The organism is Microbulbifer aggregans (assembly GCF_001750105.1).
GTDB lineage: Bacteria > Pseudomonadota > Gammaproteobacteria > Pseudomonadales > Cellvibrionaceae > Microbulbifer > Microbulbifer aggregans.
Genome location: NZ_CP014143.1, coordinates 1,878,316 through 1,904,970 on the forward strand (window position 1 = coordinate 1,878,316; position 26,655 = coordinate 1,904,970).

General features: G+C 59.0%; 20 protein-coding genes and 1 tRNA gene. 13 read left to right on the forward strand and 8 right to left on the reverse strand.

From position 1 onward, the window contains the following. Positions 1 to 307 precede the first annotated feature (307 nt). On the reverse strand, positions 308 to 1,447 hold the full coding sequence (locus AUP74_RS08170; protein WP_069947147.1) for a PepSY-associated TM helix domain-containing protein: 1,140 nt from the start codon (positions 1,445 to 1,447) through the stop codon (positions 308 to 310). Positions 1,448 to 1,453: 6 nt separating this feature from the next. Continuing rightward, the gene (locus AUP74_RS08175; RefSeq protein WP_069947148.1) at positions 1,454 to 3,550 is read right to left on the reverse strand and encodes a TonB-dependent receptor; all 2,097 of its coding nucleotides are present in this window, start codon (positions 3,548 to 3,550) and stop codon (positions 1,454 to 1,456) included. A 359-nt stretch (positions 3,551 to 3,909) separates the two neighbouring features. Here AUP74_RS08175 and AUP74_RS08180 point away from each other — a divergent pair. The 13 genes from AUP74_RS08180 to zntB all read left to right on the forward strand — a co-directional run bounded on the left by AUP74_RS08180 (position 3,910) and on the right by zntB (position 20,073). Continuing rightward, positions 3,910 to 3,986: transfer RNA gene (locus AUP74_RS08180), tRNA-Met, on the forward strand. Positions 3,987 to 4,153: 167 nt separating this feature from the next. Next, positions 4,154 to 4,615 (forward strand): ribosome maturation factor RimP, encoded by a 462-nt coding sequence (gene rimP, locus AUP74_RS08185; protein ID WP_069947149.1) that lies wholly within the window; start codon positions 4,154 to 4,156, stop codon positions 4,613 to 4,615. 59 nt (positions 4,616 to 4,674) lie between these two features. After that, a complete protein-coding gene (gene nusA, locus AUP74_RS08190; RefSeq protein ID WP_069947150.1) occupies positions 4,675 to 6,177 on the forward strand; it encodes a transcription termination factor NusA in 1,503 nt (500 codons plus the stop codon). A gap of 63 nt (positions 6,178 to 6,240) precedes the next feature. Further along, complete coding sequence (gene infB / locus AUP74_RS08195) at positions 6,241 to 8,994, forward strand: translation initiation factor IF-2 (protein WP_069947151.1); 2,754 nt, start codon at positions 6,241 to 6,243, stop codon at positions 8,992 to 8,994. Positions 8,995 to 9,070: 76 nt separating this feature from the next. Further along, positions 9,071 to 9,469 (forward strand): 30S ribosome-binding factor RbfA, encoded by a 399-nt coding sequence (rbfA, locus tag AUP74_RS08200; RefSeq protein ID WP_069947152.1) that lies wholly within the window; start codon positions 9,071 to 9,073, stop codon positions 9,467 to 9,469. A 2-nt stretch (positions 9,470 to 9,471) separates the two neighbouring features. Further along, positions 9,472 to 10,413 carry a tRNA pseudouridine(55) synthase TruB gene (gene truB, locus AUP74_RS08205; RefSeq protein ID WP_069947153.1) on the forward strand — a complete coding sequence of 314 codons (942 nt, stop codon included), beginning with the start codon at positions 9,472 to 9,474 and terminating at the stop codon, positions 10,411 to 10,413. A gap of 128 nt (positions 10,414 to 10,541) precedes the next feature. Next, positions 10,542 to 10,811: a 30S ribosomal protein S15 gene (gene rpsO / locus AUP74_RS08210; protein ID WP_067085249.1), complete on the forward strand. Its 270-nt coding sequence runs from the start codon at positions 10,542 to 10,544 to the stop codon at positions 10,809 to 10,811. A 268-nt stretch (positions 10,812 to 11,079) separates the two neighbouring features. Further along, on the forward strand, positions 11,080 to 13,200 hold the full coding sequence (gene pnp, locus AUP74_RS08215) for a polyribonucleotide nucleotidyltransferase (protein WP_069947154.1): 2,121 nt from the start codon (positions 11,080 to 11,082) through the stop codon (positions 13,198 to 13,200). Between the two features lie 715 nt (positions 13,201 to 13,915). Then, positions 13,916 to 16,885 (forward strand): TonB-dependent receptor, encoded by a 2,970-nt coding sequence (locus AUP74_RS08220; protein WP_069947155.1) that lies wholly within the window; start codon positions 13,916 to 13,918, stop codon positions 16,883 to 16,885. Positions 16,886 to 17,084: 199 nt separating this feature from the next. Then, entirely contained in the window at positions 17,085 to 17,750 is a 666-nt protein-coding gene (locus tag AUP74_RS08225; protein ID WP_069947156.1) for a hypothetical protein, read from the forward strand. After that, a complete protein-coding gene (locus AUP74_RS08230) occupies positions 17,737 to 18,159 on the forward strand; it encodes a GFA family protein (RefSeq protein ID WP_069947157.1) in 423 nt (140 codons plus the stop codon). The genes AUP74_RS08225 and AUP74_RS08230 overlap by 14 nt, the downstream gene beginning before the upstream one ends. Further along, positions 18,152 to 19,024, forward strand: coding sequence for a D-hexose-6-phosphate mutarotase (locus tag AUP74_RS08235; protein ID WP_069947158.1), 873 nt, complete (start codon positions 18,152 to 18,154; stop codon positions 19,022 to 19,024). The genes AUP74_RS08230 and AUP74_RS08235 overlap by 8 nt, the downstream gene beginning before the upstream one ends. A 50-nt stretch (positions 19,025 to 19,074) precedes the next feature. Next, positions 19,075 to 20,073: a zinc transporter ZntB gene (gene zntB, locus AUP74_RS08240; protein WP_069947159.1), complete on the forward strand. Its 999-nt coding sequence runs from the start codon at positions 19,075 to 19,077 to the stop codon at positions 20,071 to 20,073. A gap of 48 nt (positions 20,074 to 20,121) precedes the next feature. Here the strand turns inward: zntB and AUP74_RS08245 are convergent, their stop codons facing one another. The 6 genes from AUP74_RS08245 to AUP74_RS08270 form a co-directional block, all read right to left on the reverse strand. Continuing rightward, positions 20,122 to 20,916 carry an acyl-CoA thioesterase gene (locus AUP74_RS08245; RefSeq protein WP_069947160.1) on the reverse strand — a complete coding sequence of 265 codons (795 nt, stop codon included), beginning with the start codon at positions 20,914 to 20,916 and terminating at the stop codon, positions 20,122 to 20,124. Between the two features lie 30 nt (positions 20,917 to 20,946). Beyond that, positions 20,947 to 21,762, reverse strand: a complete 816-nt coding sequence (panB, locus tag AUP74_RS08250) for a 3-methyl-2-oxobutanoate hydroxymethyltransferase (RefSeq protein WP_069947161.1) — start codon at positions 21,760 to 21,762, stop codon at positions 20,947 to 20,949. A gap of 5 nt (positions 21,763 to 21,767) precedes the next feature. After that, positions 21,768 to 22,454 (reverse strand): deoxynucleoside kinase, encoded by a 687-nt coding sequence (locus tag AUP74_RS08255; protein WP_069947162.1) that lies wholly within the window; start codon positions 22,452 to 22,454, stop codon positions 21,768 to 21,770. A 101-nt stretch (positions 22,455 to 22,555) separates the two neighbouring features. Next, positions 22,556 to 23,038 carry a 2-amino-4-hydroxy-6-hydroxymethyldihydropteridine diphosphokinase gene (gene folK / locus AUP74_RS08260; RefSeq protein WP_069947163.1) on the reverse strand — a complete coding sequence of 161 codons (483 nt, stop codon included), beginning with the start codon at positions 23,036 to 23,038 and terminating at the stop codon, positions 22,556 to 22,558. A 6-nt stretch (positions 23,039 to 23,044) separates the two neighbouring features. After that, the gene (pcnB, locus tag AUP74_RS08265) at positions 23,045 to 24,394 is read right to left on the reverse strand and encodes a polynucleotide adenylyltransferase PcnB (protein WP_069947164.1); all 1,350 of its coding nucleotides are present in this window, start codon (positions 24,392 to 24,394) and stop codon (positions 23,045 to 23,047) included. An 814-nt stretch (positions 24,395 to 25,208) separates the two neighbouring features. After that, positions 25,209 to 26,597: a sigma-54-dependent transcriptional regulator gene (locus AUP74_RS08270; RefSeq protein WP_069947165.1), complete on the reverse strand. Its 1,389-nt coding sequence runs from the start codon at positions 26,595 to 26,597 to the stop codon at positions 25,209 to 25,211. Between the last annotated feature and the right edge of the window lie 58 nt (positions 26,598 to 26,655).

Here is a 26,655-nt window from a genome sequence, read left to right on the forward strand (position 1 = left end):
TTCAAGTCCTACAACTTCGTAGGCAGGGCCCGATATGTCGGGCTCGCTTTTCACCTGAGTATGGCATAGCCGCTCGAAGGCCGTCGGTTCAATTCCGGCCCCGTTACCAAGCTCTTCCGCGTGTGGTTTTAAGGTGGATGCCCGGCGATTCGGTCCCCCCTTTACCTCTGGCCGGTTCAGTCTGTCCGGGTTGGCTCATTCCGTTCTGGCCGTCTGCAAGTATCCCTGGCAAACAGTTTATTGCTGGCTTGAAGTCGAGCTTTTCGAGAATTTGCTGTGCTGCGCGTTGAATCAGTATTTGCGAAAACTAAACTTCAGCGATTTGTACTTTATGCGGGGCAGGGGCGGCCTGATGCCGTGCCCTTTTTAGTTTGTGTTTTTTCCACCACAAATAAATGCCAGTGCCAAATAGCAGCGACGGCACCAGGCCGGTTAACAGGATCAGCCAGCGGCCGAACAGTCCCAGTGCATCGCCATTGTGTAAAGGGAATTGCCAGCGCACGACCTGGTTGCCAAGGGGGATGGAGGTGACGTCCTGTTTCAGCAGTATCTCGCCGCTGTACTGGTCCAGGCGTACAAAGCTCGCGCCATAGTTTTGCCAGGGCTCACCCGCTGCGCGAAAACTCAGGCCGTAGGTGTCACCGGCATCACGAGGTAAGTAGATGCGCTTCAGTTCTCCGCCCGGAAACGCCTCATGTCCCAGGGCGACAATAGTTTCCGGATCGAGTGGTGTGCCCTGATCGGTGCGAGAGCGTGGCAGGGTTGGGCGTGCTTCCATCGGCAGCAGTGATCCCACCACTGCGTCCGCTTCCTTGGGAAATACCATGGTGACGCCAGAAAAGGCGATCAACAGCAGCAGTGGCAGGAAGTAAATGCCCAAGACTTTATGCAGATCGAAGAACAGACGAAAGCGGTTGCGGTCGCGTCGGATGACAAGTGCGCGCCTCCAGCGCCCCTTGCGCGGCCACCACAGAACAACGCCGGTAACACAGAATACCAGTAGCAGCAGCCCCATCAATCCCACGATGGTCTTGCCAGTGCTCCCTGCCAGCAGGGTGTAGTGCAACCGATAGATCCAGGACATGGTGTATTTGCCCCAGCCGCGCACTGCCAGTACTTCGGCGTCGGTGGGGGAAACGCTGACCTCGATGGGGCCCGGCGCGCCCTCGGGTGAGGGGAAGCGGATCACGTGGGGGCTGCCGGGTTGCCGCGGCGTCATTAGCCGCACCGGTTGCGGGTTCCCAGGCACCGCGGCCTGTGCTGCCGCGAGGACCTCGCTGTAACTGGCCGGGTTATTAGAGGGTGCGAAGGTGACCGTCTCCGGCGCCAACTTTTCATCCAGGGCATGATCGAACACCAGCAGGCTGCCGGTAAGTCCGATCAGGGAAAGCAGCAGGCCCAGAGTCAGGCCTGCGTACTTGTGCAGAATGAAAAAGCTGCGCCGCATGAGTGCTTAGAACATCCGTGAGTAGGACAGGCTCAGGTTGCGGCCCAGGCCTTTGAAGTTGCGGGTGTCATTGCCGGCTGTCTGGGAGTAGTAAGTGAAATAATCCTCGTTGGTCAGGTTTTGGATGCCCAGTGCAAACTCTCCTCCCAGGGCCTCCAGTTGGGCTGTCGCGTCGATGATCGCGTAACCGTCGAACTCTCTGGTGACGTCGCCGGCACTATTTTCGAAGTCACGATCGAGCAGCCAGTTGGCTTGCAGCCGGGTGCTCAGTGTGTTGGTCCAGTTACGCGACCAGCTCAGGTTGAAGCGGTTGGGGGCGATGTTGCGGCCGTCCAGGTCAGTATCCACCTTGCCATCGGCGTCCGAGTCATAGCGACCCTCGGTGTAGGCGTAGCGGGCTTCCAGGGTGTCGGTATCAGTGGCAAACCACTGTCCGCGCAGCTCCACGCCGTCGATTTCGGTCTGCTCGCGCGCGACGCTGTAGACGCCGTCTGCGCCGAGTGCCAGACGCTGGCCGAAATCGGAGTCGGATGTGTAGTAGGCCAGCTGGGCGGCTACTTTCTCACCGCTGAATTCAATACCGAATTCTTCGTTCTGGGTCAGGATGGGTTTCAGGTCGAGGAAGCTCTCCACATCCTGGCCTGGCTGGTTGATTCCGCGCAGTACCCGACCCACGTCGGGCATGGAGAAACCTTCGGAGTAGTTGGCATAAACCCTCCAGGCATTATTAATGGCGTAAGTTGCGCCGATATTGCCGAGTGTCTCGCTGAACTCAGGGTTACCGCCCTGCACGAACTGGCCGCCGTTGTAGGAGTAGAGGGTGGTGAAATCATCCACGTTCAGCTCGGAGATTTCGTGACGCACACCGGCGGTGACGGTCAGGCGGTCGATGCCGGTGAATTCCGCCTGAGCGTAGGGGGCGACGTTCTCGTACTGGGTGGCTGGCACCCAGGCGCGGCCGGTCTGCACCAGTTGCTGCCAGGTTTCATCCTCCAAGAGGTCGACGCCATAGGCAACGCTCACGGGGGCGCCGGCGATCTGATCCTTGATCAGGGTGAGTTTCAGGCCGCGTTTTTCCGAATTGTTCTGGGATTGATCAAAGATTGCCTCGCCGAAGGCCGGGTCCTGGAAGGTGGCAAATGCCCCGCCGCCGTAGGTGCCCGCGAAATCCTGTGAGAACACCTGCGCGCGCAGCTTGTGACCGAGAACATCCTCGTTGGTGTACTGCAGGTTGATGGTGGTCACTTCGTTGGAAGGCGCCGTGCCCGGTACATTCTCTTCAATGGCGGTGGTGGGGATACCGGCATCGATATCACCGTCGACACTCAGCCAGTTGTTGTTGCCTTCAACCAGGTAGTGGTTGACGGTCAACTGCAGACGCTGGTCGTCCCAGCTGTAACCGGTCTTTACAAAGGTGTTGATGGAGTCGCTGTCCATGGTGTCGCCCTGGGTGTTATCGAAGCCGACGACTTCACCGTTGGCATCGTAACTGATGCCCGTATTGCGGTAGCTGACGCTGGCGAGCACATCAACGGCATCGACTTTTCCGGTAAGGCTGTAGCTGCCGTTATAGCCGAGGGTATCGCCGGGCTCTTCAGGCTGCAGGACGGATTCAACCCGCAGGCTTTGCTGAAGCTCGTCGCTGGGGGCGCGGGTGATCAGGTTGATGATGCCGCCGGACGCGCCCATACCGTGGATGGCGTTGGCGCCGTGAATGACCTCAACCCTTTCCAGCATCAGCGGGTCGATGGTGTGGCCGTCGCGACCGCCGTTCCGCAGCGGGTTGGATTGCGGCACGCCATCAATCAGGTACAGCGGCTTGCGGCCGCGAAGGCTTTCACCGGAGCTGGTCATCTTCTGGCGGCTGGGCGAGAAGCTCGGGATCAGGTTGCCAAGAATGGTGGAAAGGTCGCTGGTGGCGGCCATCTGCTGGGACAGTTCTTCTTCGTCAATTAGCGTGACGGTATTGGGAATCGCATTCAGGGGCTTTTCAGTACGGCTGGCCGTGACCACGACTTCTTCCTCGATGCCTCGTTCCTGGGCGAGAGCTGTGAGTGGGGCGAGGGCGATGGCCAGCGCCAGAGAAGCTTTGCGAGTATCCATGGTGAATCCTGTTATCGGTTGTGTTGCGACTGGGCGCTTTTGGCCGGACGGAATCCGTCGCCCTGAACATGTGGGTGCGGATAATATTGATTATGAGAATCGTTATCAACAAGCTTTGGCGGATTCGGCGGACTTTTCGCTGGGTCGGTGGGTGAGATGCTGGGCGGGTAGATAGTCCGGGTGCTGCGCGGATTTGCTCCTATAATAAGAATCGGGTCGCGGGGGCCGATGTGTAATCAAATGCCAAACACGGCTTGACTCAATCAGATCTGCCCCCTAGAATGCGCAGCCTCTTGAGCGGTTAGGCAACTGGCCGCAGGGGAGCGAAGGCAACCAGGCTTCGCTTTTCAGAGAGTTGATGCGGGGTGGAGCAGCCTGGTAGCTCGTCGGGCTCATAACCCGAAGGTCGTAGGTTCAAATCCTGCCCCCGCTACCAAATTCTGCATCTGCGTACAGGCGCAGGTGCGCGTTAGAAGCCCCTGTTAGGGGCTTTTTCGTATCTGCAGGATACGGTTTCCGAATGGGCCGGAAGTAGGCGCCGCGGTTTGTCATTCGGACCGTGGTGCGGGCTTCCCAGCCCATTTTTTGTTTGTGGTGACGGAAATGACTAGTAAGCGCGAACAGCTGGAAGAGCTCCTGGGGCCCGTAGTGGCTTCGCTGGGTTGTGAGCTGTGGGGGATCGAATATCAGACCCACGGACGCAACGCGCTGCTGCGCATCTACATCGACGGCGAAGACGGCGTGACGGTGGAAGACTGCGAAAAGGTCAGCCGCCAGGCGAGCGCGGTGCTGGATGTGGAAGACCCTATCACCGGCAAGTACACCCTGGAGGTGTCATCGCCCGGTATGGATCGTCCCCTTTACCGCCTGGAGCAGTATCAGCGCTTTGTCGGTCACCAGATTGAAGTGCGCCTGCGCATGCCGCTGGAAGGGCAGCGCAAGTGGCGCGGCCTGCTCGCCGGTGTGGAAGGCGAGGAAGTGGTCCTGCGCATTGACGACGAAAACGAATACCTGTTGCCCATCGACAGCATCGAGCGGGCCAACATTATTCCCCAGTTCAAGTAACAGCCGGCGTAAGCGCGGTTGAAACAGCTTTTAGTAGCGTTTTTGAAAGAGGCAGCTGCATGAACAAAGAGATCTTGCTGGTAGCCGAAGCGGTTTCCAACGAGAAGGGCGTTGACCAGGAAATTATTTTCCAGGCGATCGAGGCGGCTTTGGCAACAGCCACCAAGAAACGCTACGACGAGGACTCCACTATTGAGGTGATCATCGATCGCCGCAGCGGTGACTACGAGACCTACCGCAGCTGGGAAGTTGTGGATGACGATACCCTGGCCGAACTGGGTACCCAGTTCACCCTCGAAGAGGCTCACGAGAAAGATACTGAGCTGAAGGCCGGCGACGTTTACCGCGAGCAGGTAGAAAACGTGGAGTTTGGCCGCATCGCCGCCCAGACCGCCAAGCAGGTCATCGTGCAGAAGGTTCGCGAAGCCGAGCGTGCCAAGGTGGTCGAGGAATACCGCGATCGCGTCGGCGATCTGGTGAGCGGAACCGTCAAGAAAGTGACCCGCGACTTTATCGCCGTGGATCTGGGCAATAACGCCGAGGCGCGCCTGCCCCGGGACCAGCTGGTTGGTCGCGAGATTTTCCGCATGGGTGACCGCGTGCGCGCCATCCTGCTGGAAATCCAGCCGGAGGCCCGCGGCCCGCAGCTGATGCTGAGCCGCTCCTGCCCGGAGATGCTGATCGAGCTGTTCCGCATTGAAGTGCCGGAAATTGCTGAAGAGGTTATCGAGATCAAGGGCGCAGCCCGCGATCCGGGTCTGCGCGCCAAGATCGCCGTGACCACCAACGATGGCCGTATTGACCCGGTCGGTGCCTGTGTCGGTATGCGTGGTGCGCGCGTACAGGCGGTCTCCAACGAGCTGTCTGGCGAGCGTGTCGATATCGTTCTGTGGGACGACAACCCGGCACAGTTCGTCATCAACGCCATGGCTCCAGCCGAGATCGAGTCCATCGTCGTTGATGAAGATGCCGGTTCTATGGATGTTGCCGTGGCGGAAGAGAATCTCGCCATGGCCATCGGCCGCAGCGGCCAGAACGTGCGCCTGGCGTCCGAACTGACCCAGTGGCAGATCAACGTGATGAGTGTCGAGGAGTGGCAGTCCAAACAGGAAGCCGAATCCAGCACCGTCATGGAAACCTTTATGGAGCGCCTGGACATCGACGAGGATGTGGCTGGCGTACTGGTGGATGAAGGCTTCACCACTCTTGAAGAAGTGGCCTACGTACCGCTGGAAGAAATGCTGGGCATTGAGGGCTTCGACGAGGAAATCGCCGAAGAGCTCCGCGCCCGTGCCAAGGATGCCCTGTTGACCCAGGCGCTGGCCTCCGAGGAGCAGTTGGATGCCTCCGAACCGCAGGAAGACCTGCTGAATATGGAAGGGATGGATCGTCAGCTGGCCTACCAGCTGGCCAGCCGGGGTATCGCCTCCATGGAAGACCTCGCCGAGCAGGCGGTTGATGACCTGCTGGAAATCGACGGTGTCGACCAGGAGCGCGCTGCCGCGCTGATCATGAAAGCGCGCGAGCCCTGGTTCGCGGACGACGCCGGCGAACAGGCGTAAGCGCAGAGATGCGCCAATGAAATAGATAAATCCCCTCCGCTCAAGTGACTTTTAGGAGAGAGAATGGCCGAAGTAACAGTTAGCGAACTCGCCAAATCGGTTGGTGCCACCGAAGAACGTCTGCTCAAGCAGATGAAGGAAGCGGGTTTGCCCCATACCTCTGCAGATGCGGTGGTGTCGGACGAAGAGAAACAGGTCCTGCTCAACTTCCTGAAAAGCAGTCACGGGGAGAAGAGCGCTGCTCCGCGTAAGATTACCCTGAAGCGCAAGACCACCACCACGCTGAAAACCGGCTCTGGCACCGGCCGTAAAACCGTGAATGTGGAAGTGCGCAAGAAGCGGACTTACGTCAAGCGCCCGGAATCAGAAGGCGAGGCGGAAGCCGTTGCGCCTGAGCCCACTCAGGCGGAGCTGGATCGCGTCCAGGCCGAGCTGGAGCAAGCCCGCGCCGAACAAGCTGAGGCCGAGCGTGCTCGTGCCGAAGCCGAAGCGAAGGCTGCACAAGAGGAAGCTGAAGCCAAGGCTGCAGCTGAGGCCGCCAAACAGGCTGAGGAAGCGGCAGCAGCGGAGACTGAAGCACCCGCTGAAAAGGCCGAAACAGCCGGCGAGCAGGAGAAGCCTGCGGCTCCGGTCCGCTCCACTTACGTCGACGATATCGAGGCGATGCGTATTGCCGCCATGGAGCGTCGCAAGAAGCAGGTCGAGGAAGAGGCCAAAGAGCTCGAAGAGAAGAAGGCTCGCCTGGAAGAAGAGCGTAAGCGCGCCGAAGAAGAGCGTGAGGCAAAGGCGAAGAAAGCCGCTGCCGAGAAGCCGTCACTGCGTCGCAAGATGGAAACTGTTTCCGTTCCCGCCACAAAGGACGAGGACGAGGAGCCCCGCAAGCGTCGCGGACGCAAGGCGCCCAAAGGCGGACCCAAGAAGTCCAGCAAGACCGCGCTCTACGAGCAGGCTCTGGAGGCCTTTGAGGACGACGAGGCTGAAAAACGCAGCACGCGTTCCCTGTCCCGTCCTACGCTGAAAATCAAGAACACACACGGCTTCAAGAGGCCGACAGGAAAGCAGGTGTACGAAGTACAGATAGGCGAAACCATCACCGTAGGCGATCTGGCCAAGCAGTTGAATATGAAGGCCGGTGAGCTGATCAAGCGCCTGATGAAAATGGGCGAGATGGTCACTATCAACCAGGCTATCGATCGCGACACCGCGACTTTGATCGTCGAAGAGCTGGGCCATAAAGTGGTCATGCGCTCCGAAAACGAGCTTGAAGAGAGCCTGGTGGCTGAAGTTTCCCAGGCCAAGGGTGAAGAGGTTGGCCGTGCGCCGGTAGTGACCGTGATGGGTCACGTTGACCACGGTAAGACGTCACTGCTGGACTACATCCGCGAGACCAAGGTGGCTTCCGGTGAAGCCGGTGGCATCACCCAGCACATCGGTGCCTATCGGGTGAAGACCAGCCAGGGTGAGGTTGCCTTCCTGGATACTCCCGGACACGCGGCGTTTACCGCCATGCGCGCCCGTGGTGCCCAGGCTACCGATGTGGTCATTCTGGTGGTGGCTGCCGATGACGGCGTGATGCCGCAGACCGAAGAAGCCATCCAGCACGCCAAGGCGGCGGGCGTGCCGCTGGTTGTCGCAATCAACAAGTGTGACAAAGAAGCGGCTGACCCGGATCGGGTGAAGAACGAACTGGCTGCCAAGGACGTGATCCCGGAAGACTGGGGCGGTGATACCCAGTTTATCGAGGTGTCCGCACACACCGGTCAGGGCATCGACGACCTGCTGGAAGCGGTTTCCCTGCAGGCGGAAATGCTCGAGCTCAAGGCCGAGGTCGGTGTTCCGGCCCGCGGCGTAGTGATCGAATCCCGTCTGGAGAAGGGCCGCGGTGTGGTCGCGACCCTGCTGGTACAGAGCGGCGAGCTGAAGCGCGGTGATATCGTGCTGGCCGGCCAGAGCTATGGTCGCGTTCGCGCCATGACCAACGAGCTGGGCCAGAGCGTCAAGGAGGCCGGCCCGTCTACTCCGGTTGAGCTGCTGGGTCTGGACTCCACGCCCAATGCCGGTGACGACTTTATGGTCGTGGCCGATGAGCGTAAGGCCCGTGAAGTGGCCGAGCAGCGTGCCGAGAAGGAGCGCCGTGAGCGCATGCAGCGCCAGCAGGCCGCCAAGCTCGAGAACATGTTTGCTGACATGGAAGCGGGCGAGCGCAAGGTACTGCCAGTGGTCATCAAGGCCGACGTACGCGGTTCCCTGGAAGCGATCCTGTCCGCACTGGCGGATATCGGTAACGAAGAAGTATCGGTCAACGTGGTGTCCAGCGGTGTCGGCGGTATCGCCGAAAACGACATCAACCTGGCCCTGACCTCCGGTGCTATCGTCATCGGTTTCAACACCCGTGCCGATGTGGCAGCGCGCAAGCTGGCAGAAACCGAGAGCGTGGAGATCCGCTACTACAGCGTGATCTACAACCTGCTGGACGAAGTAAAGCAGGCGCTGTCCGGTATGCTGGAGCCGGAAGTCCGCGAGGAGATCGTCGGTATCGCCGAAGTGCGCGACGTGTTCCGCTCGCCGAAGTTTGGCGCCATCGCCGGCTGTATGGTTACCGAGGGTACCGTCCACCGCAACAAGCCGATCCGTGTACTGCGCGACAACGTGGTGATCTACCAGGGCGAGCTGGAATCCCTGCGTCGCTTTAAGGATGACGTACAGGAAGTCCGCAACGGCATGGAGTGTGGTATTGGCGTTAAGGACTACAACGACGTCAAGCCCGGTGACCAGATTGAGGTCTACGATATCGTCAAGGTTGCCCGCGAACTCTAAACTCGGGTCAACAATCGTCGCGCTGCGGTCACTGGCCGCGGCGCGATTGCAAGCCGCCATTGGAAATAGGTAACAGATGGCAAGAGAATTCCACCGTGCCGACCGTGTAGCCGATGCGATGCGCCGTGAACTGGCTCAGCTGATCCAGATGGAAGTGCGCGATCCGCGTGTCGGCATGGTCAACGTCAACGACGTGGAAGTCAGCCGTGATCTGACTTCGGCCAAGGTCTTTGTGACCCTTGTCGGTGAAGACGACCCGGCCAAGATCAACACTTCCATGGAAGTGCTCAATCGTGCCGCAGGCTTCCTGCGCAGCCAGTTGGCTCGCGTCATTCAGATGCGCAGCGTGCCCCGTCTGCAGTTCCGCTATGACGAGACTTCCGTACGCGGCCAGCAGTTGTCGGCGCTGATCGACAAGGCGGTCAAGGCCGATCGCTCCCACCAATCCAGCGACGACGGCGACGACAAAGAGTAAGCATGGGCCGCAGACCTAAATGGGGCCGGCCGGTGAACGGGGTATTGTTGCTGAACAAGCCCACCGGTATCACCGCCAACGACGCCCTCCAGAAAGCCAAAAGACTGTTTTTCGCCAACCGCGCTGGCCATACCGGCGCGCTGGATCCCCTTGCCACCGGCGTACTGCCGATCTGTTTTGGTGAGGCGACCAAGTTCTCCCAGTACCTGCTGGATGCCGACAAGCGCTATCGCAGTACCTTCTGTTTCGGCATGGCCACCGACAGTGGCGATGCCGATGGCAATGTCATCTCTACCAAAGATGCCTCGGGTCTGACCGAAGAGGCGGTGCGCGAGGCCATGGCCCCGTTCCGCGGCAAGATCAGCCAGGTGCCGTCCATGTACTCCGCCCTCAAGCACAAGGGTCAGCCGCTGTACAAGCTGGCTCGCCAGGGCGTCGAAGTGGAGCGCCAGGCCCGTGAAGTTGAGATCTTCGAATACGAGCTGCTCAGTTTTACTCCGGGCCGCCAGCCGCGGGCCGAAGTGGAGATTCACTGCACCAAGGGCACTTATGTGCGCAGTCTCGCTGAGGATCTGGGCGCCGCACTGGGCGTTGGTGCCTATGTGGAGAAGCTGCATCGCAGTGCTGCCGGTCCTTTCCGGGAAGAGGATGCCGTGACTCTGGACGAGCTGGCCGAGGAGCGGGGAGAGGGCAGAGCGGAGGAGCTCGATCACTACCTGCTGCCGATGGATGCCCCGGCTTCCGGTCTGCCGAAAATGACCCTGCCGGAAGACTCCGGTTACTATGTGCGTCAGGGGCAGCCGGTGATGGATTTGCAGGTCTACCGTATCGGCCAAGAAGGTGATATGGTGCGCCTCTTCCTGGAAAGTGGTGAATTTCTGGGCGTAGGTGAAATTACTGATGACGGGCGGGTCGCCCCGCGACGTCTGGTAAGCGGCAACTAGTTACGCGAGGCCGAATCGGTCACGTGTACTGGGAGCCAACGCGGGATTCCCGCAAAGCGACTAGCTGGTCTGTAAATATGCACGGGCCAGCCGAATCTTCTAAGCATATTACGACGAGGTATTTCGTTATGGCACTGACTGCAAATGAAAAAGCAGCCATCCTGAAAGAGCACGGCCAGTCTGAAGGTGATACCGGTTCTCCGGAAGTTCAGGTAGCCCTGCTGACTGCCAACATCAACAAGCTGCAGAGCCACTTCTCTGCACACAAGCAGGATCACCACTCCCGTCGTGGTCTGATCCGCATGGTAAACCAGCGTCGCAAGCTGCTGGACTACCTGAAGAAAAAGGATCTGAACCGTTACGCACAGCTGATCGCCAAGCTCGGCCTGCGTCGCTAAGACTCCTGAATGCCCGCCTCTGGCGGGCATTCTTCTAATTGCTTTCTGGAAAGTGATGGGCTCGCTGCGTCGGATGTTGTGAACAGAGGCCGGGCAGCGGCAGAAGTCAAACCATCCCTTTCCAGTGCAATGCCGGCGCCTGCCGGCTCCAGCGTCATTGTGCGCTGGCCCTCGGGTCTGTTGATCAAAGATGTACAAACATACCCGCGGGAAAACTGTAGGGGTTGCTGGAATGGGCCAGTAACCGTGAGGAAATAGGAAAAAACTAGTGAATCCAGTAAGCAAAACTTTCCAGTACGGAAATCAGCAAGTCACCATCGAAACTGGCCGCATCGCGCGCCAGGCTACTGGTGCAGCGCTGGTAACCATGGGCGAAACCGTGGTGCTGTGTACCGTTGTTGGTGCCAAAGAGGCCAAGCCTGATCAGAGCTTCTTCCCGCTGTCCGTGCACTATCAGGAAAAGGCCTACGCGGCCGGCAAAATTCCCGGTGGCTTCTTCAAGCGTGAAGGCCGCCCGTCCGAGAAGGAAACACTCACTTCTCGTCTGATCGACCGTCCGATCCGTCCGCTGTTCCCGAACGGCTTCATGAACGAAGTACAGGTGATGATCACCGTATTGTCCGCTGAAAAAGATGTGGATCCGGATATTGCCGGCATGATCGGCACCTCCGCCGCTCTGTCTGTCTCCGGTATCCCCTTCGGCGGCCCGATTGGTGCTGCTCGCGTGGGCTACACCCAGGAAGACGGCTACCTGCTGAACCCGACTTACAGCGCGCTGAAGAACTCCGAGCTGGACATGGTCGTAGCCGGTACCAAAGACGCGGTTCTGATGGTGGAGTCCGAGGCCAAGGAGCTGCCGGAAGACATCATGCTGGGTGCGGTACTGTTCGCTCACCAGGAAATGCAGGCGGTTGTTAAAGTCTGTGAAGAGCTGAAAGCCGAAGCGGGCAAGCCCACTTGGGACTGGCAGCCGGAAGCGGTCAACGAAGAACTGAAGTCCGCCCTGGAAAGCCAGTTCGGCGCCAAAGTGGCTGAAGCCTACAAAATTACCGACAAGCAGCAGCGTACCACTCGCCTGAGCGAGCTGCGTAACGAAGCCGCTGAAGCGCTGGCTACCGAAGAAGTGGACGAAGGTACCGTCAAGAGCTACTTCGGCAAGCTGGAAAAGAAAACCGTTCGTGGCGCTGTAGTCCGTGGTGAGCCCCGTATCGATGGTCGCGACACCAAGACCGTGCGCCCGATCAGCGTAGAAGTTGGCGTGCTGCCGAAAGGCCACGGTTCCGCACTGTTTACCCGAGGTGAAACCCAGGCTCTGGTCGTTTCCACTCTCGGTGCGACCCGCGATGCGCAGATCATCGACGCCCTGGAAGGCGAGCGCAAAGACTACTTCATGCTGCACTACAACTTCCCTCCCTACTCTGTAGGTGAGGCGGGTCGTGTCGGCGCTACCGGTCGTCGTGAGATCGGCCACGGCCGTCTGGCGCGCCGCGGTATCGCCGCTGTACTGCCGGATCCGGAGAGCTTCCCGTACACCCTGCGTGTGGTTTCCGAGATCACTGAATCCAACGGTTCCAGCTCCATGGCTTCTGTCTGTGGCTCCAGCCTGGCGCTGATGGACGCCGGTGTGCCGCTGAAGGCGCCGGTTGCCGGTATTGCCATGGGCCTGGTCAAAGAAGACGATGGCTACGCGGTTCTGACCGATATCCTGGGTGATGAAGACCACCTCGGCGACATGGACTTCAAAGTAGCGGGTACCGCCTCCGGTGTGACCGCGCTGCAGATGGACATCAAGATCGAAGGTATCACCGAAGAGATCATGGAAACCGCTCTGGAGCAGGCCCTGCACGCGCGTCTGCACATCCTGGCGGAAATGAACAAGGTCATCGGCGAGTCCCGTTCCACTGTGAATGAGAACGCTCCGCGCTACGCCACCCTGAAGATCCACCCGGACAAGATCCGCGACGTGATCGGTAAGGGCGGTGCAACTATCCGTTCCATCACTGAGGAAACTGGTGCTTCCATCGATATCGAAGACGATGGCACTGTGAAGGTCTTCGGTGAAGACGGTGAGAGCCTGGAAGCGGCGGTTACCCGCATTGAGGAAATCACCGCGGAAGCCGAGATCGGCGCTATCTACGAAGGTACCGTGGTGCGCATCGTCGACTTCGGCGCGTTCGTGAACTTCCTGCCGGGTAAAGACGGTCTGGTACATATCTCCCAGATCGCCGAAGAGCGCGTAAACGCGGTGACCGACTACCTGAGCGAAGGCCAGAAGGTGTTCGTCAAGGTGCTGGACGTCGATCAGCGCGGCCGCATCAAGCTCTCCATCAAGGAAGCAAAGGCGGATCAGGCCGAGCAGGCGGGTGAGCAGTCCTCTGGCGAGGAGTGATTCACCCGGGCTCAGCCCAGGTGCGCGACTCAACCCGCGCACTGATAAAAAACCCGGCAACGCCGGGTTTTTTTATGTCCGGGAAATACTGGATGCAGGTTGGATCGCTTGCGCCTGCCGCTTTCCTGTTTCTCTGTTGGATAAAGGGCCGGTGACTAATTTATTCCTCGTGCGCTATTCTGGCGCGCAATTCGTGTCATCTAATGGCTAGCGCACCACTAAAAGGCGTGTGAAAAATAGCGGATTTGGTCGCGCATCATCCAGGTGGATCAAAAATCAGACAAGAAATTATTCCTCTAGCGCTTCTAAAAGAGGAATAGCTGGCGCAACATTCCTCAAATAAAAATGACAAACTGATACAAAAGTTGTCCTGAAATAACCTTTTGCATGATTGTTGAACAGGTTGTCCTGACTTTTCTGTATTTCGAAGATATTTTTTTGAAATTTTTATGACCTACCTCTCGCCGTGCGCGAATTTTTTTCGCACAATGCTGGCGAGGAATAAGATATTCCTTCTGAAAATAATCCAGCACATAAAGTATTTTGCTTGTGGTGACAGAGCCTGAGAGAGGGGTACAGGCTCAAAAGTGGGGAGGGGAAACCCCATGGGCAGCACAAGCACTACAGCCATCGACGGTAGCTGGGCCGAGGATTGGGGGCGAGAGGTATTCGCTCCAGCAGCATAAATACAAAAAACTGTCTGGGAGACTTTCTCATGTTCCAACAAAAGAAACTGAGCAAATCGGTTGCCGGAGTGGGCTCGCTCACGCGCGCTGCCGTTGTTGCCGCAGGTACACTCTTCTCTGCCACTGTTATGGCACAGCAGGTCGGCACCATCGAGGGCCAGGTGTTCCTCGATAAGGGTATCGAAGCCTCTGGTGTTACCGTCAAGGCCTCCAGTAAGGTGATGCCTCGGTCCCGTACCGCCACTACTGACGAAGATGGCGAGTTCAAGCTGCCCGCCCTGGTTCCGGGCATCTATAACCTGACATTTACTGCCGATGATGGCACCACCCGCACTGTGCAGGCAGAAGTACTACTGGATCAGATGACCGTCGTCGACGTCAACCTGTCGCCAGAAGTTCAGGGGGATCTCGAGCAGGTGGTTGTTACCGGCCAGGTAATCACCGTAGGCGGTAACTCTTCCCTTTCTGATGCTATCGGTTCAGACATCATCAAAGGCCTGCCGATCGGCCAGGACTATCGTGATCTGATCAAGCTGGCCCCCGGTGTCCAGTACACCCAGAACTCCGTGCGCGGTCCCAGTGCCGGTGGTAGTGGTCAGGACAACGTTTATAAGTTTGACGGGGTAAACGTCACCCTGCCGATGTTCGGTACCCTCTCTGCAGAGCCTTCCAGCCAGGACGTTGAGCAGTTCTCTGTCGAGCGTGGTGGTTCTCGCGCGGTCGGTTTCAACCGTTCCGGCGGTATTACCGTTAACTCCAAGAGTAAGGCCGGTACCAACGAATATACCGGTAGTGTCGAGTACAAGTTCCAGAATAAGGGGATGCGCGCGGAGACCGATGCTGGCACCCGCTCCCAGACTGACCTGAGTTGGATGACTGCCAACATGGGTGGTCCGATCATCGAGGACCAGCTGTTCTTCTATGGCTCCTATTACGGCCCCCGCGCTGAGCGCCAGAATAAGGAGACCGCTTACGGTCCGGCCAAGGACTATCTGAGTGAGCGGGACGAATACTATGGCAAGCTCACCTGGGCTCCGATCGACGAAGTGCTGCTGAATGTTGGCTACCGCACGTCTGACCGTGTTGCCGAAGGTGCTTCTATTTCTTTCAACGAAGCTGATTCTGTCTCCGTGGGTGAGGAGTCCGGACAGGACATCCTGACCGTGGACGGCTCCTGGCTGATCAACGATGACACCACTTTTACTTTCCAGCTTAGCGATTACGCACTGGAAACTGCGGGCCTGCCGGATAACATGCTGGGCGTAACCCCTGCCTACGGACAGTCCCTGGACCTGGCCAATCTGGACCAGATGGGCTACTTCAGTGTCCCCAATACGCGCCCAGATGATGCGGCGTGGAATGACTTTGTACAGCCGTTCATCGACCAGTATGGCTACGTGAATGATGCGGGCGAACGTATTGGTAGTGGTGGTGTAGGCGCCTACTCCCTGATCAACGTACAGAACTTCTATCGCACCAGCTTCGAGATGGCGCTGGACCATACTCTCGAGTGGGGCTCAACCACCCACGAATTCCACATTGGTTACCAGTATTCCGAAGGTGAAGAAGACCTGGCGCGCCTGTCCAATGGCTGGGGCTCCATCAGTGTGATCGACGGTGCTGCAGATGCCGACGCCCCGGATAATGCCTGGTTCATCGGTCGCACCGAACAGATGAGCCTGGTTTCCGAAAGTGGCACCCGGGTGCCCTCGATTCGCTCCTACACCGAGTCACAGAACTTCGAGATCAACGACTCCATCAGCTGGGGCGACTTTATCTTTGATGTCGGCTTCCTGATCAGCCAGGACACCCTGTACGGTCAGGGCCTGCGTGAGGCCGATACCCTGTCGGGCTACGAAGCGGCACCGGGCAACAAGTACGAGATGTACAAGGTGGACTGGAAAGATATGATCCAGCCGCGCCTCGGTGTGACCTGGGCATACAATGACCAGGACACTATCTTTGCCAACTTTGCCCAGTACAACCCGGCCGCAAGCTCTCTGGCGCGAGCAGCTTCCTGGGATCGTAACAGCCGCGCGACACTGGATGTCTACTGGGATCAGAACGGTAACTACATCAGCTCCACTCCGCGTGAAGGCTCCTCCGGTAAGCTGTTTGCCGATGACCTGGATCCACGTCGCGTAGACGAGCTGACTCTGGGTACGACAAAAGAGTTCGATAACGGTATCAGCCTGCGCTCCCATGTTCGTTACCGCGAGGGTTCCCACTTCTGGGAAGACACCTGGAACTGGTCGCGCGAGTATGGTTGCTACGGTCCGGATCTGGATCAGTGTGTACCGGATGATATTGCGGCCAAGGGGCCCTATATCGATAACCTGTCCGAAATGATTGATCAGATCGGCAGTGGTTCCACATACGTGATTGCCGAGCTGGATGATGCGTATACCCAGTATTGGGAGTTCAGCATGGAGGCGTCATGGACTGGTGACCGTACCTACCTGAATGCGTCCTATACGCGTAGCCGTTACACCGGTAACTTCGACCAGGACAACACGACTTACACCAACGATGCCAATACCTTCATCGGTTCCTCTTACCTGGCGGACGGTAAAGGTCGTCAGATCTGGGATAACAAGGAAGGTACACTCGCGGGTGACAAGCCGCACCTGCTGAAGATGTTCGGCCAGTACACCCTGGACTGGAACGCTAATGTTGGTGCTTACCTCGTGTATCAGTCTGGTCAGCCCTGGGAAACCTGGGACGGTTCCATCTACGGTTATTCCTCTGGAACCAACCGCTACGCCGAGAAGGCGGGCAGCCGTCGCAGCCCGAGCCACTGGCAGATGGACCTGAGCTATTCCCAGTACTGGAATGTATATCAGGACTACACGCTGAAGTTCCGCGCGGACCTGTTCAACCTGTTTGACAACCAGACTGGTTACAACATCCAGCCGTACGCGGACTTCTCTGACTACGGTGAGCCGCGTGACTACTACGCGCCCCGCCGAATCCAGCTGTCTGTCGGTATGGACTTCTGATCGTCCGCGCCCCTCAATTAGAGGGGCGACTCTCGATCGGCGGATGCTGAATCTGCCTCCCAACAGAATGCCCCGGTCCTCCCGGGGCATTTCTTTTTCCGCTCCTCTTTCCCTGTTGACTTGCCTCGCTGTGACCTCCAGTCCACTTCAGTTATCATCGAGACCATTCGAATGACACTGGTCTCGACGGAGGTTGCTCTTGGGCAGCAGTTACTGGCTGGCGGAAGTCTTGCTGGCGCTGGCAGCGTTGCTGGTAGCCAATCAATATTGGTATCTGGCCCGGGAGCGCTCGCAATCTCCGGCGCTGCTGGTGGTGGCCGGTTGTCTGTGTCTCGCTCTGGCGGCCTTTGTTGGCGCTTACCGTTATGGTGTTGATCCCCAGATAACGGAGCTGCACCGGGCTTTGTCCCGCCTTTCCGGTTTCCTGACATTCTCCAGCGTCGGCTTGGCCCTTTTGTGGGTTTACTTTGTGCCCGCGATCGGCCGCCAGACCCGTGCGCCGGCCTATGCGGCGCTGGTGCTGCTCGCTGGCTCTGCGTTGGGCGTCATGGAATCCGGACTCATTCCTCCCGGTTCCGTTAGCTCGCTCTGGTCCAGTATCGGCCTTGCCGGCTGGCTCGCGGTGGCGTTGCTGACACGTTTGCGCGGGCATCGGCTCGGTCGCGGCGAGGCGCTGTTGCTGGCCTCAGGTCCGGTACTTGTAATTATCGCTTCCACGGTTATTGGCACTGGGCCTTCCAAGCTCCTGGGGCTTGCTCGCATGAACTGGTTCCATCTGCTCCTGGCCCTGGGCATGATGACGTTACTCTGGGGGCGGCCGCTGTTTGATCACGTCGATGGGGAAGCACACCATGAGCCAAAGTGATTGGCCGTTGCGAGGGGGTTGCCACTGCGGTGCTGTGCGCTTCCGCGCGACCATGATGACGAACGCTGGCCAGGCGCCGGTGGCCCACGAGTGCAATTGCTCCATGTGCCAGATGGTGGGATTCCAGCATCTGATCGTCGCTGCCGAAAATTTTGAATTGCTGCAGGGTAGTGATGCCCTGAGCTGTTACACCTTCAACACTGGAGTGGCCAAGCACTACTTCTGTCGCCACTGTGGTGTGAAATCCTATTATGTCCCCCGTTCCAACCCCGATGGTTACAGTATCAACCTGCGCTGCCTGGATGAGATTCCGGAAGGAACGCGGATAGAACCTTTTGATGGTCAGCATTGGGAAGTTAATGCCTCAGCGCTGGCGCACTTGAGCAAGGTGGAGAAAAATCATGACTGAAGTCGCAAGCTCTAGTGCTGTACGGAAGACCGATAGCGGCGCACTGTATGGGAAGCCCGGCCTGCCCCTCTATGTGGTGGAGACTCCACTGTGCCGTGCGGTAATCGCACAGCAGGGCGCGCAGCTGCTGGAGTTTCAGGCTGAGGGCGAGGAACCGTTGCTATGGCTCAGTCCGGTGGCCGGGTTCGCACCGGGTAAAGCCGTTCGCGGCGGTATCCCACTCTGTCTGCCCTGGTTTGGTATACACCCGGATAAAAGCAAGCCCAAACACGGTCTGGTCCGCACCCGCCCCTGGGCTCTGGAGAGTGCTGGGACTTTGCCTGATGGCGAAGTTGAGTTGGTGTTTACTTACCACCATGCGGCCGATGCACTGTTTAAATCGGATTTCCATTGCCGCTACAGGATGGTCCTTGGCAAAACCTTGCAGCTGGAGTTGGAGCTGCAGAATCTCGGTGCAGCGGCAGCGATGTACAGCTGGGCCTGGCACACGTATTTTGCTATTGGTGATATTGAGTCCGTGGCGGTGATGGGCCTCGAGGGAGGGGAATATCTCGATAACACCCGCGGGTTCGCCAAGGGTAAGTTGGAGGGTGTGCTGACGTTCCTGGGAGAAGTCGATCGCGTGTTCGAAGGCGCACCCGCAAGGCAACAGATACAGGAAGCGAGCCCTATCACTACGAGTAGTGAGGGTTGCGACACGGTGATTACCTGGAATCCGGGCAAGGAGCTCGCAGCGACCCTGCCGGATGTCGGCGCACACTATCGTGAGTTTGTCTGTGTCGAGCACGGTAATGCATTAGCCGATAGTTGGGAGCTAGCCCCGGGCGAGACTCGCTCGGCCAGGCTTCTGTTGGGCCGAGAGTGATGACGCTCAGATCTCCGCGTAACTGAAAATAAAAGCCACGGGAGCCGGGAATGCAGGCGCAGGGTGAAGCAGTGCAGTCGACAGAGTTCGGTTTGATCCATGCCTATTTGCTGGACCGGCATGGCGGTGGCCGATATCTCGACTGGAGCGAAGTCCAGCACTGGCAGCCTTCCCAGGGTGTCCTGTGGCTGCATTTTGACTACAGCCGCGAACCGGTTCGCGACTGGCTGGAACAGCAGAGCGATCTGGATCCGCTGGTGGCGGAGGCCCTGCTCACAGAGGAAACCCGCCCGCGCACTTTGCCGGTAGGCCAAGGGTTGCTGATAGCCTTGCGCGGGGTCAACCTGAACCCGCAGTCCCAGCCGGAGGATATGGTTTCCGTCCGCCTCTGGGTTGAAGAGCATCGCATTATCAGTACCCGCAAGCGCCGTTTACTGTCCGTGGGGGATTTGCTGGAGTCGCTGGAAGCGGGCCGCGGTCCTCGTGGCGCGGCCGAGTTGCTGGTGTCCCTGACGGATCTGCTTGTCTGGCGGATGAGCGATACGGTCGAGGGGTTCGAGAGCTCCATTGATGAGCTGGAAGACCGTCTCCTTGAGCCTGGCAGCGGCAGCCTGCGGTCGGAACTCGCACAGCTGCGCAAGCAGACCATTACCCTGCGCCGTTACCTGGCACCAGAGCGGGAAGCGCTCTCGCGGTTGCTGGTGGAAAAGGTCGATTGGTTCGACGAGAGCAGCCGTATCCGCTTGCGTGAAGTCAGTGATCGCTTACAACGGCATATCGAGGATATCGATGCGGTGCGGGAACGGGCGGCTGTGACTCAGGAGGAGCTGCTGAGCCGCAACTCCGAGCAGCTCAACAGCCGGATGTATGTACTGTCGGTGGTTGCCGCCATCTTTCTGCCGCTTGGGTTTCTCACCGGGCTTCTGGGAGTCAATGTCGGTGGGATACCGGGGGCGGACAACCCCGGTGCTTTCCTGATTTTCAGTGGCCTGTTGCTGGTCGCTGTTGTGCTACAGGTGCTGGTCTTCCGCTGGCGAAAATGGCTTTGAGCCACCCCTGAAAACTCCAGTCGTCCCGACTCAAGCGATTGCGCGTTGTCAGCCGAACACGGTCACCGTCTGCCGGGTAAAGGCAGCGAGGCGACCGTTACTGTCCCACAGCTTTGCCCCGATCACCCCGTAGCCATCTGCTGCCTGTTCCACTTCGGCCAGGTACTGCCACCATTCCGTCGCAGGCATGTCAGAGAGTGGCTCCATAAACTCGATGGTCCAGGTGAGTGAGCTGGCTGGCGCCGGTTGGGTCAGCATTGGCAGCAGCGCGGGTGGCCAGGCATCGATCAGTGCCAGCAGGTGGCCAATCGCAGCCGGTGCATCGCTGGTTTCCTCGTGACGGAAGCGTACCCAGCCGCCCAGTTCGCGCACGTGGCTGCCGGAAAATGGCATGGCGCCGCGGGCGATGCGATAGTCAAAGTGACGGGTAAATTCCGGCACCAGGCCTGGTACGTCGGGCAGGGCGGGGCACTGGTCCGGTGATGGGAAGTCCGGTGCCGGCGCCATGTCGGCTTTTACCGATGATTCCCGCCCGCTGCCGAAACTGGCCAGTGCTGCTATCACGGGCTGGCCATCTTGCAGGGCCCGCCCCTCTACCTGAGTGACCGACTTGCCCGCCCGCAGTACCGCAGTGCTTACCTCGAGGTCGCCGGGCTCGGCCGGTGCGACGAAAGAAAAAGTGATGGAGCGCAGGCTGGCGTCGCCGGAGACGCGGGCAGACATGGGCTCATGCAGCATTGCTGCGACCAGGCCTCCAAAGGTGGCGCGCCCCTGGGCCCAACCCTCCGGAATGTGCAGGTCACCGTCGGTGCGCCAGCTGGGAAAGAGTCGATCGAATTCCATTTCGTACCTCGGATTCGGTAAGTCCTGGGCTCAGGAAAAAGTGTGGCTGTCGTCGGGGAAGATGCCGTTTTTCACATCGGCGGCATACTTGTGCAGTGCACCGGGGATATCTCCGGCTTCGACAAGAAAGTTCTTGGAAAACTTCGGCGGCTTTTCCGTGAGGCCGAGGATGTCGTTGATCACCAGTACCTGGGCGTCGGTATCGCGGCCCGCGCCGATACCGATGGTGGGCATGGAAACACTGTCGGTTATGCGTTTTGCCAATTGTGTCGGCACGCACTCGAGTACCAGCAAGTCGGCTCCCGCCTCGTCCAGCTCCGCTGCATCGCTGAGGATCTGTCCGGCGGTGTCCTCGTCCCGGCCCTGCACGCGGAAGCCGCCCAGCTTGTGAACGGATTGCGGGGTAAGGCCCAGGTGTGCGCAGACGGGAATGCCGCGGTCGGTGAGAATCTTGACGGTTTCTGCCAGCCAGGCGCCGCCCTCGATTTTCACCATGTGGGCGCCCGCCTGCATGATACGGGTGGCGTTGGTGAGTGCCTGCTCCGGTGTGGCGTAAGTCATAAACGGCATGTCACCCATGATGAGGGATTTCTTGTTGCCGCGGGCCACCGCCTCCACGTGGTAGATCATCTGCTCCATGGTGACGGGGATGGTGCTGTCATAGCCGAGTACGGTCATACCGAGGGAGTCGCCGACCAGTACCGCCTCTACACCGGTACGCTGCGCCATGGCAGCCATGGGTGCATCGTAGAGGGCCACCGTGATGAATTTCTCCCCATCCGCTTTCATCTTGCGCAGTGTCTGCACAGTAATGGGTTTACTCAGTTCGCTCGGTTTATACGGCATGGCGATCAAATTCCCGGGTTGTAGTAGTGGCGACCGCTGTTGATGGTAAGCATGTATTCCACCAGCTGCCGGTAGTCGTCGGGCCGATCGACGATGTCGATATCCTCGCTATTGACGATCAACAGCGGTGCCCCGTCATAGTAGTGGAAGAAGTTGGTGTAGGCTTCGTTCAGCAGCGCCAGGTAATCGTTGCTGATCGACTTCTCGGCGGCGATACCACGGTTGCGGATGCGCTCCTGTAACACATTGAGGGGGGCCTGAAGATAAATCACCAGATCGGGCTTCGGTGCCTGCAGGGTGAGGTGGTGGTACACCTCCCGATACAGGGCGAGCTCATCGGCATCCAGGGTTACTTCAGCAAACAGCTGGTCTTTTTCGATCAGGAAGTCGGATACCCGCACCGGTTTAAACAGGTCGTCCTGTCGCAGTGCCTGAATCTGCTGCGAACGCTGGAGCAGGAAGTGCAGCTGGGTGGGCAGCGCGGCGCTCTTGGCGTCGCGGTAGAATCGCTCGAGGAACGGGTTGTCCTCGGGCAGCTCCAGCAGGGTGTCGTAATTGAAGGTAGCGGCGAGCTTTTTCGCCAGGGTGGTCTTACCTACGCCGATATTGCCTTCAACAGCAATAAAGCGGGGCAACTCCCGGTCCGCGAGATTCAGCTCCTGTAATAGCGTATCGGTGTGCTCTGGTGACACTGGCGGTTACTCCTTGATCTTATCGTTACCGCAGTCGGCTCCGTCTACTGTATCGCAGTTGGAGCTTTCAGAATTTTTTATTGTCGTCTGATGCTGACAGCTTACCCCAATTTTTCCAGACGGTTTTGGGGGCATGCCCGCAGCAGTTCCTGAATGGATTCCCCGGTCGGCAGGGTGAGGGCTCGCGCCAGTTCAGCAAGCGGCACCAGTACAAAGTTACGTTCACCAATGCGAGGGTGGGGGATCTGGAGGCGGTCGGTGCGGATGGTCTCCTGCCCGAAAAGCAGGATGTCCAGGTCGAGGGTGCGGGCGCCCCAGCGTACCGAGCGCTCGCGACCGTGATCAGCCTCAATTGCCTGCAGCGCATCCAGTAACGCTTCCGCGTCCAGCCCTGTCTCCAGCTCGGCCACGGCATTGATATAGTCAGGCTGGTCGCCGGGTCCTACCGGTGCGCTCAGGTAAAAACTGGAACAGCGCAGCACGCGGGTCTGTGCCACTGCATCCATCGACTTCAGGGCGCCACGGAGTTGTTGTTCCGGGTTGGCGAGGTTGCTGCCAAGGCCAATAAAAACATTGCCAGTCACCGCAAGTCACTCCGCCTTGGGGCGTCGACGTCTGCCTCCACGGGAGCCACGGCCGCGCCGACGTCCGCCACCACTGCGCTGGACCTTGCTCACCAGCTGCGCGCGGCCTTCCTCATCTGCTTCCTGGAAGTCGGTCCACCACTGTCCCAGACCGGGCTCAATCTCACCGCACTGCTCTCGTAGCAGCAGGAAGTCGTAGGCGGCCCGGAAGCGGGGGTGTTCACTGAGGCGCTGGGCGCGATTGCCATTACGCTGTGGCAGGCGCAGCTGCAGGTCCCAGATTTCCCGCATGGGAATGGAGAAGCGCTTGGGGATGGCGGTGTGCGTCAGCTGGGCGCTGACGACCTTTTGCGCCGCCTGCGCTAAAGCAGGGACCGGGGGAGTGCCGTGATCCTGCAGGTGTTGCTGCTCGTTGCGCACGGCTGGCCACAAGAGCGCACCATAGAGAAATGCGGGGGTGACGCGTCTGTCTTCCCGGATGCGTTGATCCGTATTGCGCAGAGCCAGCCGGGTCAGTTCGAGGGCGGCGGGATCCTTCAGGGCAGCGGCATTCCCGGGGAACAGGTGCTCCCAGAGGCGGTACTGGCGGAGCAGCTCGAAAGTGCGCTCGCCATGCCCGGCCATCAGCAACTTGAGCACCTCATCGAACAGTCGCGCCGGGGCGATGTTGCGCAGCAGTGGTGCCAGCTCCTTGAGGGGAGTGGCAGTGTGCTCTTCAATCTCGAAATCCAGCTTGGCAGCGAAGCGTACCGCCCGCAGCATCCGCACCGGATCTTCTTTATAGCGGGTGGCAGGATCGCCGATCATGCGGATCAGGCGTTCGCGAATGTCGTGCACCCCACCGGTGTAATCGTGCACCTCAAAGCCCTTGGTGGTGTAGTAGAGGGCGTTGACGGTGAAGTCGCGGCGGGCGGCGTCACTGGCCAGGTCGCCGTAGACGTTGTCCCGCAGCAGCATGCCGTGCTCGGACTGCTGGGCTTCGTGCTCTTCGCCTTCGCTGTGGTGACCGCGGAAGGTGGTGACTTCAATGATTTCCCGCCCGATCCGGGCGTGAAGGATGCGGAAGCGGCGGCCGACAATCCGGGCGCCGCGGAAGAGCTCCTTAGCTTGTTCCGGGGTGGCGTCTGTGGCGACGTCGAAGTCCTTCGGGTGCCCGCCGAGCATCAGGTCGCGTACACCGCCTCCGACGATATAGGCCTCGAAACCAGCGTCCTGGAGCCGCTTCATCACGGTGAGGGCGGCGCGGCTGATCTCCTTGCGGGAAATATTGTGGTCTCCGCGTGGCACGATTCGAGGGCCACTCGGTTCAGATGGCTTGCGCCAGCGTTTGATAGTACTAATCAGGGAGTTGAGCATACGGCTGTCTGTCTTGACTGCTGCCAGCGCGATGTGGCGTGGGGGTATCCCATTGGAGGCGGATTCTACCACAGCTGCGACAGGAGTCAGATTTTGACAGCGTCTTTGGGATGGGCTGTCACACAGAAAAGAAGGAAGGGAGGGAATTATTCTTATTTGGATGAAGGCAGCGGCTTCCTTGCGCTCTCAATTTGCTTCTAGCAAACACCCTCTCCCAGGTACAAAACAGTCAGTTTGTAACGCGCTTGTTATTCTTGTTGTCTTCTTTCTCTTATTGTTATTTTTTATTGTTATTGTTCTTCTCGGCTTGGTCCCTGTTTGCTTTTATTTTCGACCGCGCCGTCATTTTTATTCTTATTGTGTGTCGCCCGCTTATTGTTGAATGTTATTAGGGCTTAGGTTGCCATTTATTTTTATTCTTGGCTGTTCTTCTTGTTTGCACTAGAGATAAAGCACTTAGCGTGCCAACTTTTAAAAAGCCTTTGAAAACAAGCACTTAGAATTTTAAAGAATTGTAAGGCGCCAAATAACAAGTCTCTCGCGTTACGGATAGCGCGCTAGTTGTTACTCCTGATGAGACCCGGGTAACACTTTGGGTTCCGCAGGATTCGGGTAACAGTTCCCGCTCCGGTAGTTATGTCAGTTAGGGCAGGTGTGGCTGATTTCGGCCTCCGCGAGAGGGGGTGGCGGCTGCTTCGTGGTTTAAAAAGGCTTACAAAAATGAATTGCGGCGAGCGCCTGGGGGAGCGGCACCACCGACAGAGACTGCCGGTGGCTGATGGAGAGAGATGTCTGGGGAAGAGCAGCCGGAAAACTAAGCCTCTGCGGCAGTGCGGCTCTTCTTCTTGCGCGGAATTCCCAGTTTCTGGCGGCGTTCCCACAGGCACTTGCGGCTGACGCCCAGCTTCTTGGCCAGCTCGGTCTCGCTCATGGTGTCCTGATGTTCCAGCACGAAGCGGGCAAAGTAGTCTTCCAGAGAGAGATCCTCACGGGGATCCGTGTGCAGGCTGCGCGGGCGGCGCTCGGGATCTGCCTCGTCGACCGGTACCAGGTCCAGGTCGATATCGAGGGTGTCATGGTCGATTTCGGTGCTGTGGTCGTCGGTGAGGATGACGGCGCGCTGGATGGCGTTTTCCAGCTCGCGCACGTTGCCCGGCCAGGTGTAGGTCGTCACGGCCTGAATGGCTTCCGGGGACAGTTTCAGTGTCGGGCGCTCCACTCGGGCGCAAAACTTCTCCAGCAGGGATTCGGCGATCGTCAGCACATCCTTACCGCGCTCGCGCAGTGGGGGCAGTGTCATTTGCACCACGTTAATGCGGTAATAAAGGTCTTCGCGGAATTTGTGTTCGCTGGCCAGCTGGCGCAGGTTGCGGTGGGTAGCTGCGACCAGGCGCACATCCACCTTGCGGGATTCCACTGCACCAATGGGGCGCACTTCCCCTTCCTGTAGCACCCGAAGCAGGCGAGCCTGGGCTTCCAGTGGCAGTTCGCCAATCTCGTCGAGAAAAAGCGTGCCGCCATCAGCGGCGGCCACCAGGCCTTCCCGGGCAGTCTGGGCGCCGGTGAACGCCCCTTTCTCGTGACCGAAAAGCTCCGCCTCGATCAGCGTTTCCGGGATCGCCGCACAGTTAACCGAGATCAGCGGTTTGCCGGCGCGTCGGCTCTGCTCGTGGATGGCGCGGGCCACCAGTTCCTTACCGGTACCGGTTTCACCATGCACCAGTACGGTGGCATCCGTCGGCGCGACCTTGTTGATGCGGGCATACAGCTCGCGCATGACAGGGCTGTCACCGATCATACCGGCAATGGCACGTCCCTGGCTGCGAGCCGTTGGCGCCTGGGCGCGGCTCTGTTCGGCCTTGCCGATCACCCGGCGCACGGTGGCGATCATCTCGTCGTGGTCAAACGGTTTGGCGATGTAATCCGCGGCGCCCATACGCATAGAGTCCACCGCGGAGCGGAGGCTGGCATAGCTGGTCATGATCAGGACCGGCACGTCGCCCGCCAGTTTCAGCAGGTCGGTGCCTGGTGCGCCGGGCAGGCGCAGGTCGGAGATGATCAGATCCACTTCCGTGAGGCGGTACTTGGTTGTTGCCTCGCGCACAGAGCCAGCTTCGCTGACCCGGTAGCGATGGCGCTCCAGCAGCTTGCGCAACGCCGTCCGGATAATGGCTTCATCTTCGACGATCAGGATGTGGCTCATGTGTTACGCCTGGTTACAAAACAAACAATGAACGCCTAGTTTTACCTGCAGCGCGTTT

What these genes read in the sequence shown, in the direction of transcription:
- AUP74_RS08170 (WP_069947147.1), bottom strand. Translation starts at nt 1,447, where the DNA reads ATGCGGCGCAGCTTTTTCATTCTGCACAAGTACGCAGGCCTGACTCTG.
- AUP74_RS08175 (WP_069947148.1), bottom strand. Translation starts at nt 3,550, where the DNA reads ATGGATACTCGCAAAGCTTCTCTGGCGCTGGCCATCGCCCTCGCCCCA.
- rimP (WP_069947149.1), top strand. Translation starts at nt 4,154, where the DNA reads ATGACTAGTAAGCGCGAACAGCTGGAAGAGCTCCTGGGGCCCGTAGTG.
- nusA (WP_069947150.1), top strand. Translation starts at nt 4,675, where the DNA reads ATGAACAAAGAGATCTTGCTGGTAGCCGAAGCGGTTTCCAACGAGAAG.
- infB (WP_069947151.1), top strand. Translation starts at nt 6,241, where the DNA reads ATGGCCGAAGTAACAGTTAGCGAACTCGCCAAATCGGTTGGTGCCACC.
- rbfA (WP_069947152.1), top strand. Translation starts at nt 9,071, where the DNA reads ATGGCAAGAGAATTCCACCGTGCCGACCGTGTAGCCGATGCGATGCGC.
- truB (WP_069947153.1), top strand. Translation starts at nt 9,472, where the DNA reads ATGGGCCGCAGACCTAAATGGGGCCGGCCGGTGAACGGGGTATTGTTG.
- rpsO (WP_067085249.1), top strand. Translation starts at nt 10,542, where the DNA reads ATGGCACTGACTGCAAATGAAAAAGCAGCCATCCTGAAAGAGCACGGC.
- AUP74_RS08220 (WP_069947155.1), top strand. Translation starts at nt 13,916, where the DNA reads ATGTTCCAACAAAAGAAACTGAGCAAATCGGTTGCCGGAGTGGGCTCG.
- AUP74_RS08230 (WP_069947157.1), top strand. Translation starts at nt 17,737, where the DNA reads ATGAGCCAAAGTGATTGGCCGTTGCGAGGGGGTTGCCACTGCGGTGCT.
- AUP74_RS08235 (WP_069947158.1), top strand. Translation starts at nt 18,152, where the DNA reads ATGACTGAAGTCGCAAGCTCTAGTGCTGTACGGAAGACCGATAGCGGC.
- zntB (WP_069947159.1), top strand. Translation starts at nt 19,075, where the DNA reads ATGCAGGCGCAGGGTGAAGCAGTGCAGTCGACAGAGTTCGGTTTGATC.
- AUP74_RS08245 (WP_069947160.1), bottom strand. Translation starts at nt 20,916, where the DNA reads ATGGAATTCGATCGACTCTTTCCCAGCTGGCGCACCGACGGTGACCTG.
- panB (WP_069947161.1), bottom strand. Translation starts at nt 21,762, where the DNA reads ATGCCGTATAAACCGAGCGAACTGAGTAAACCCATTACTGTGCAGACA.
- pcnB (WP_069947164.1), bottom strand. Translation starts at nt 24,394, where the DNA reads ATGCTCAACTCCCTGATTAGTACTATCAAACGCTGGCGCAAGCCATCT.
- AUP74_RS08270 (WP_069947165.1), bottom strand. Translation starts at nt 26,597, where the DNA reads ATGAGCCACATCCTGATCGTCGAAGATGAAGCCATTATCCGGACGGCG.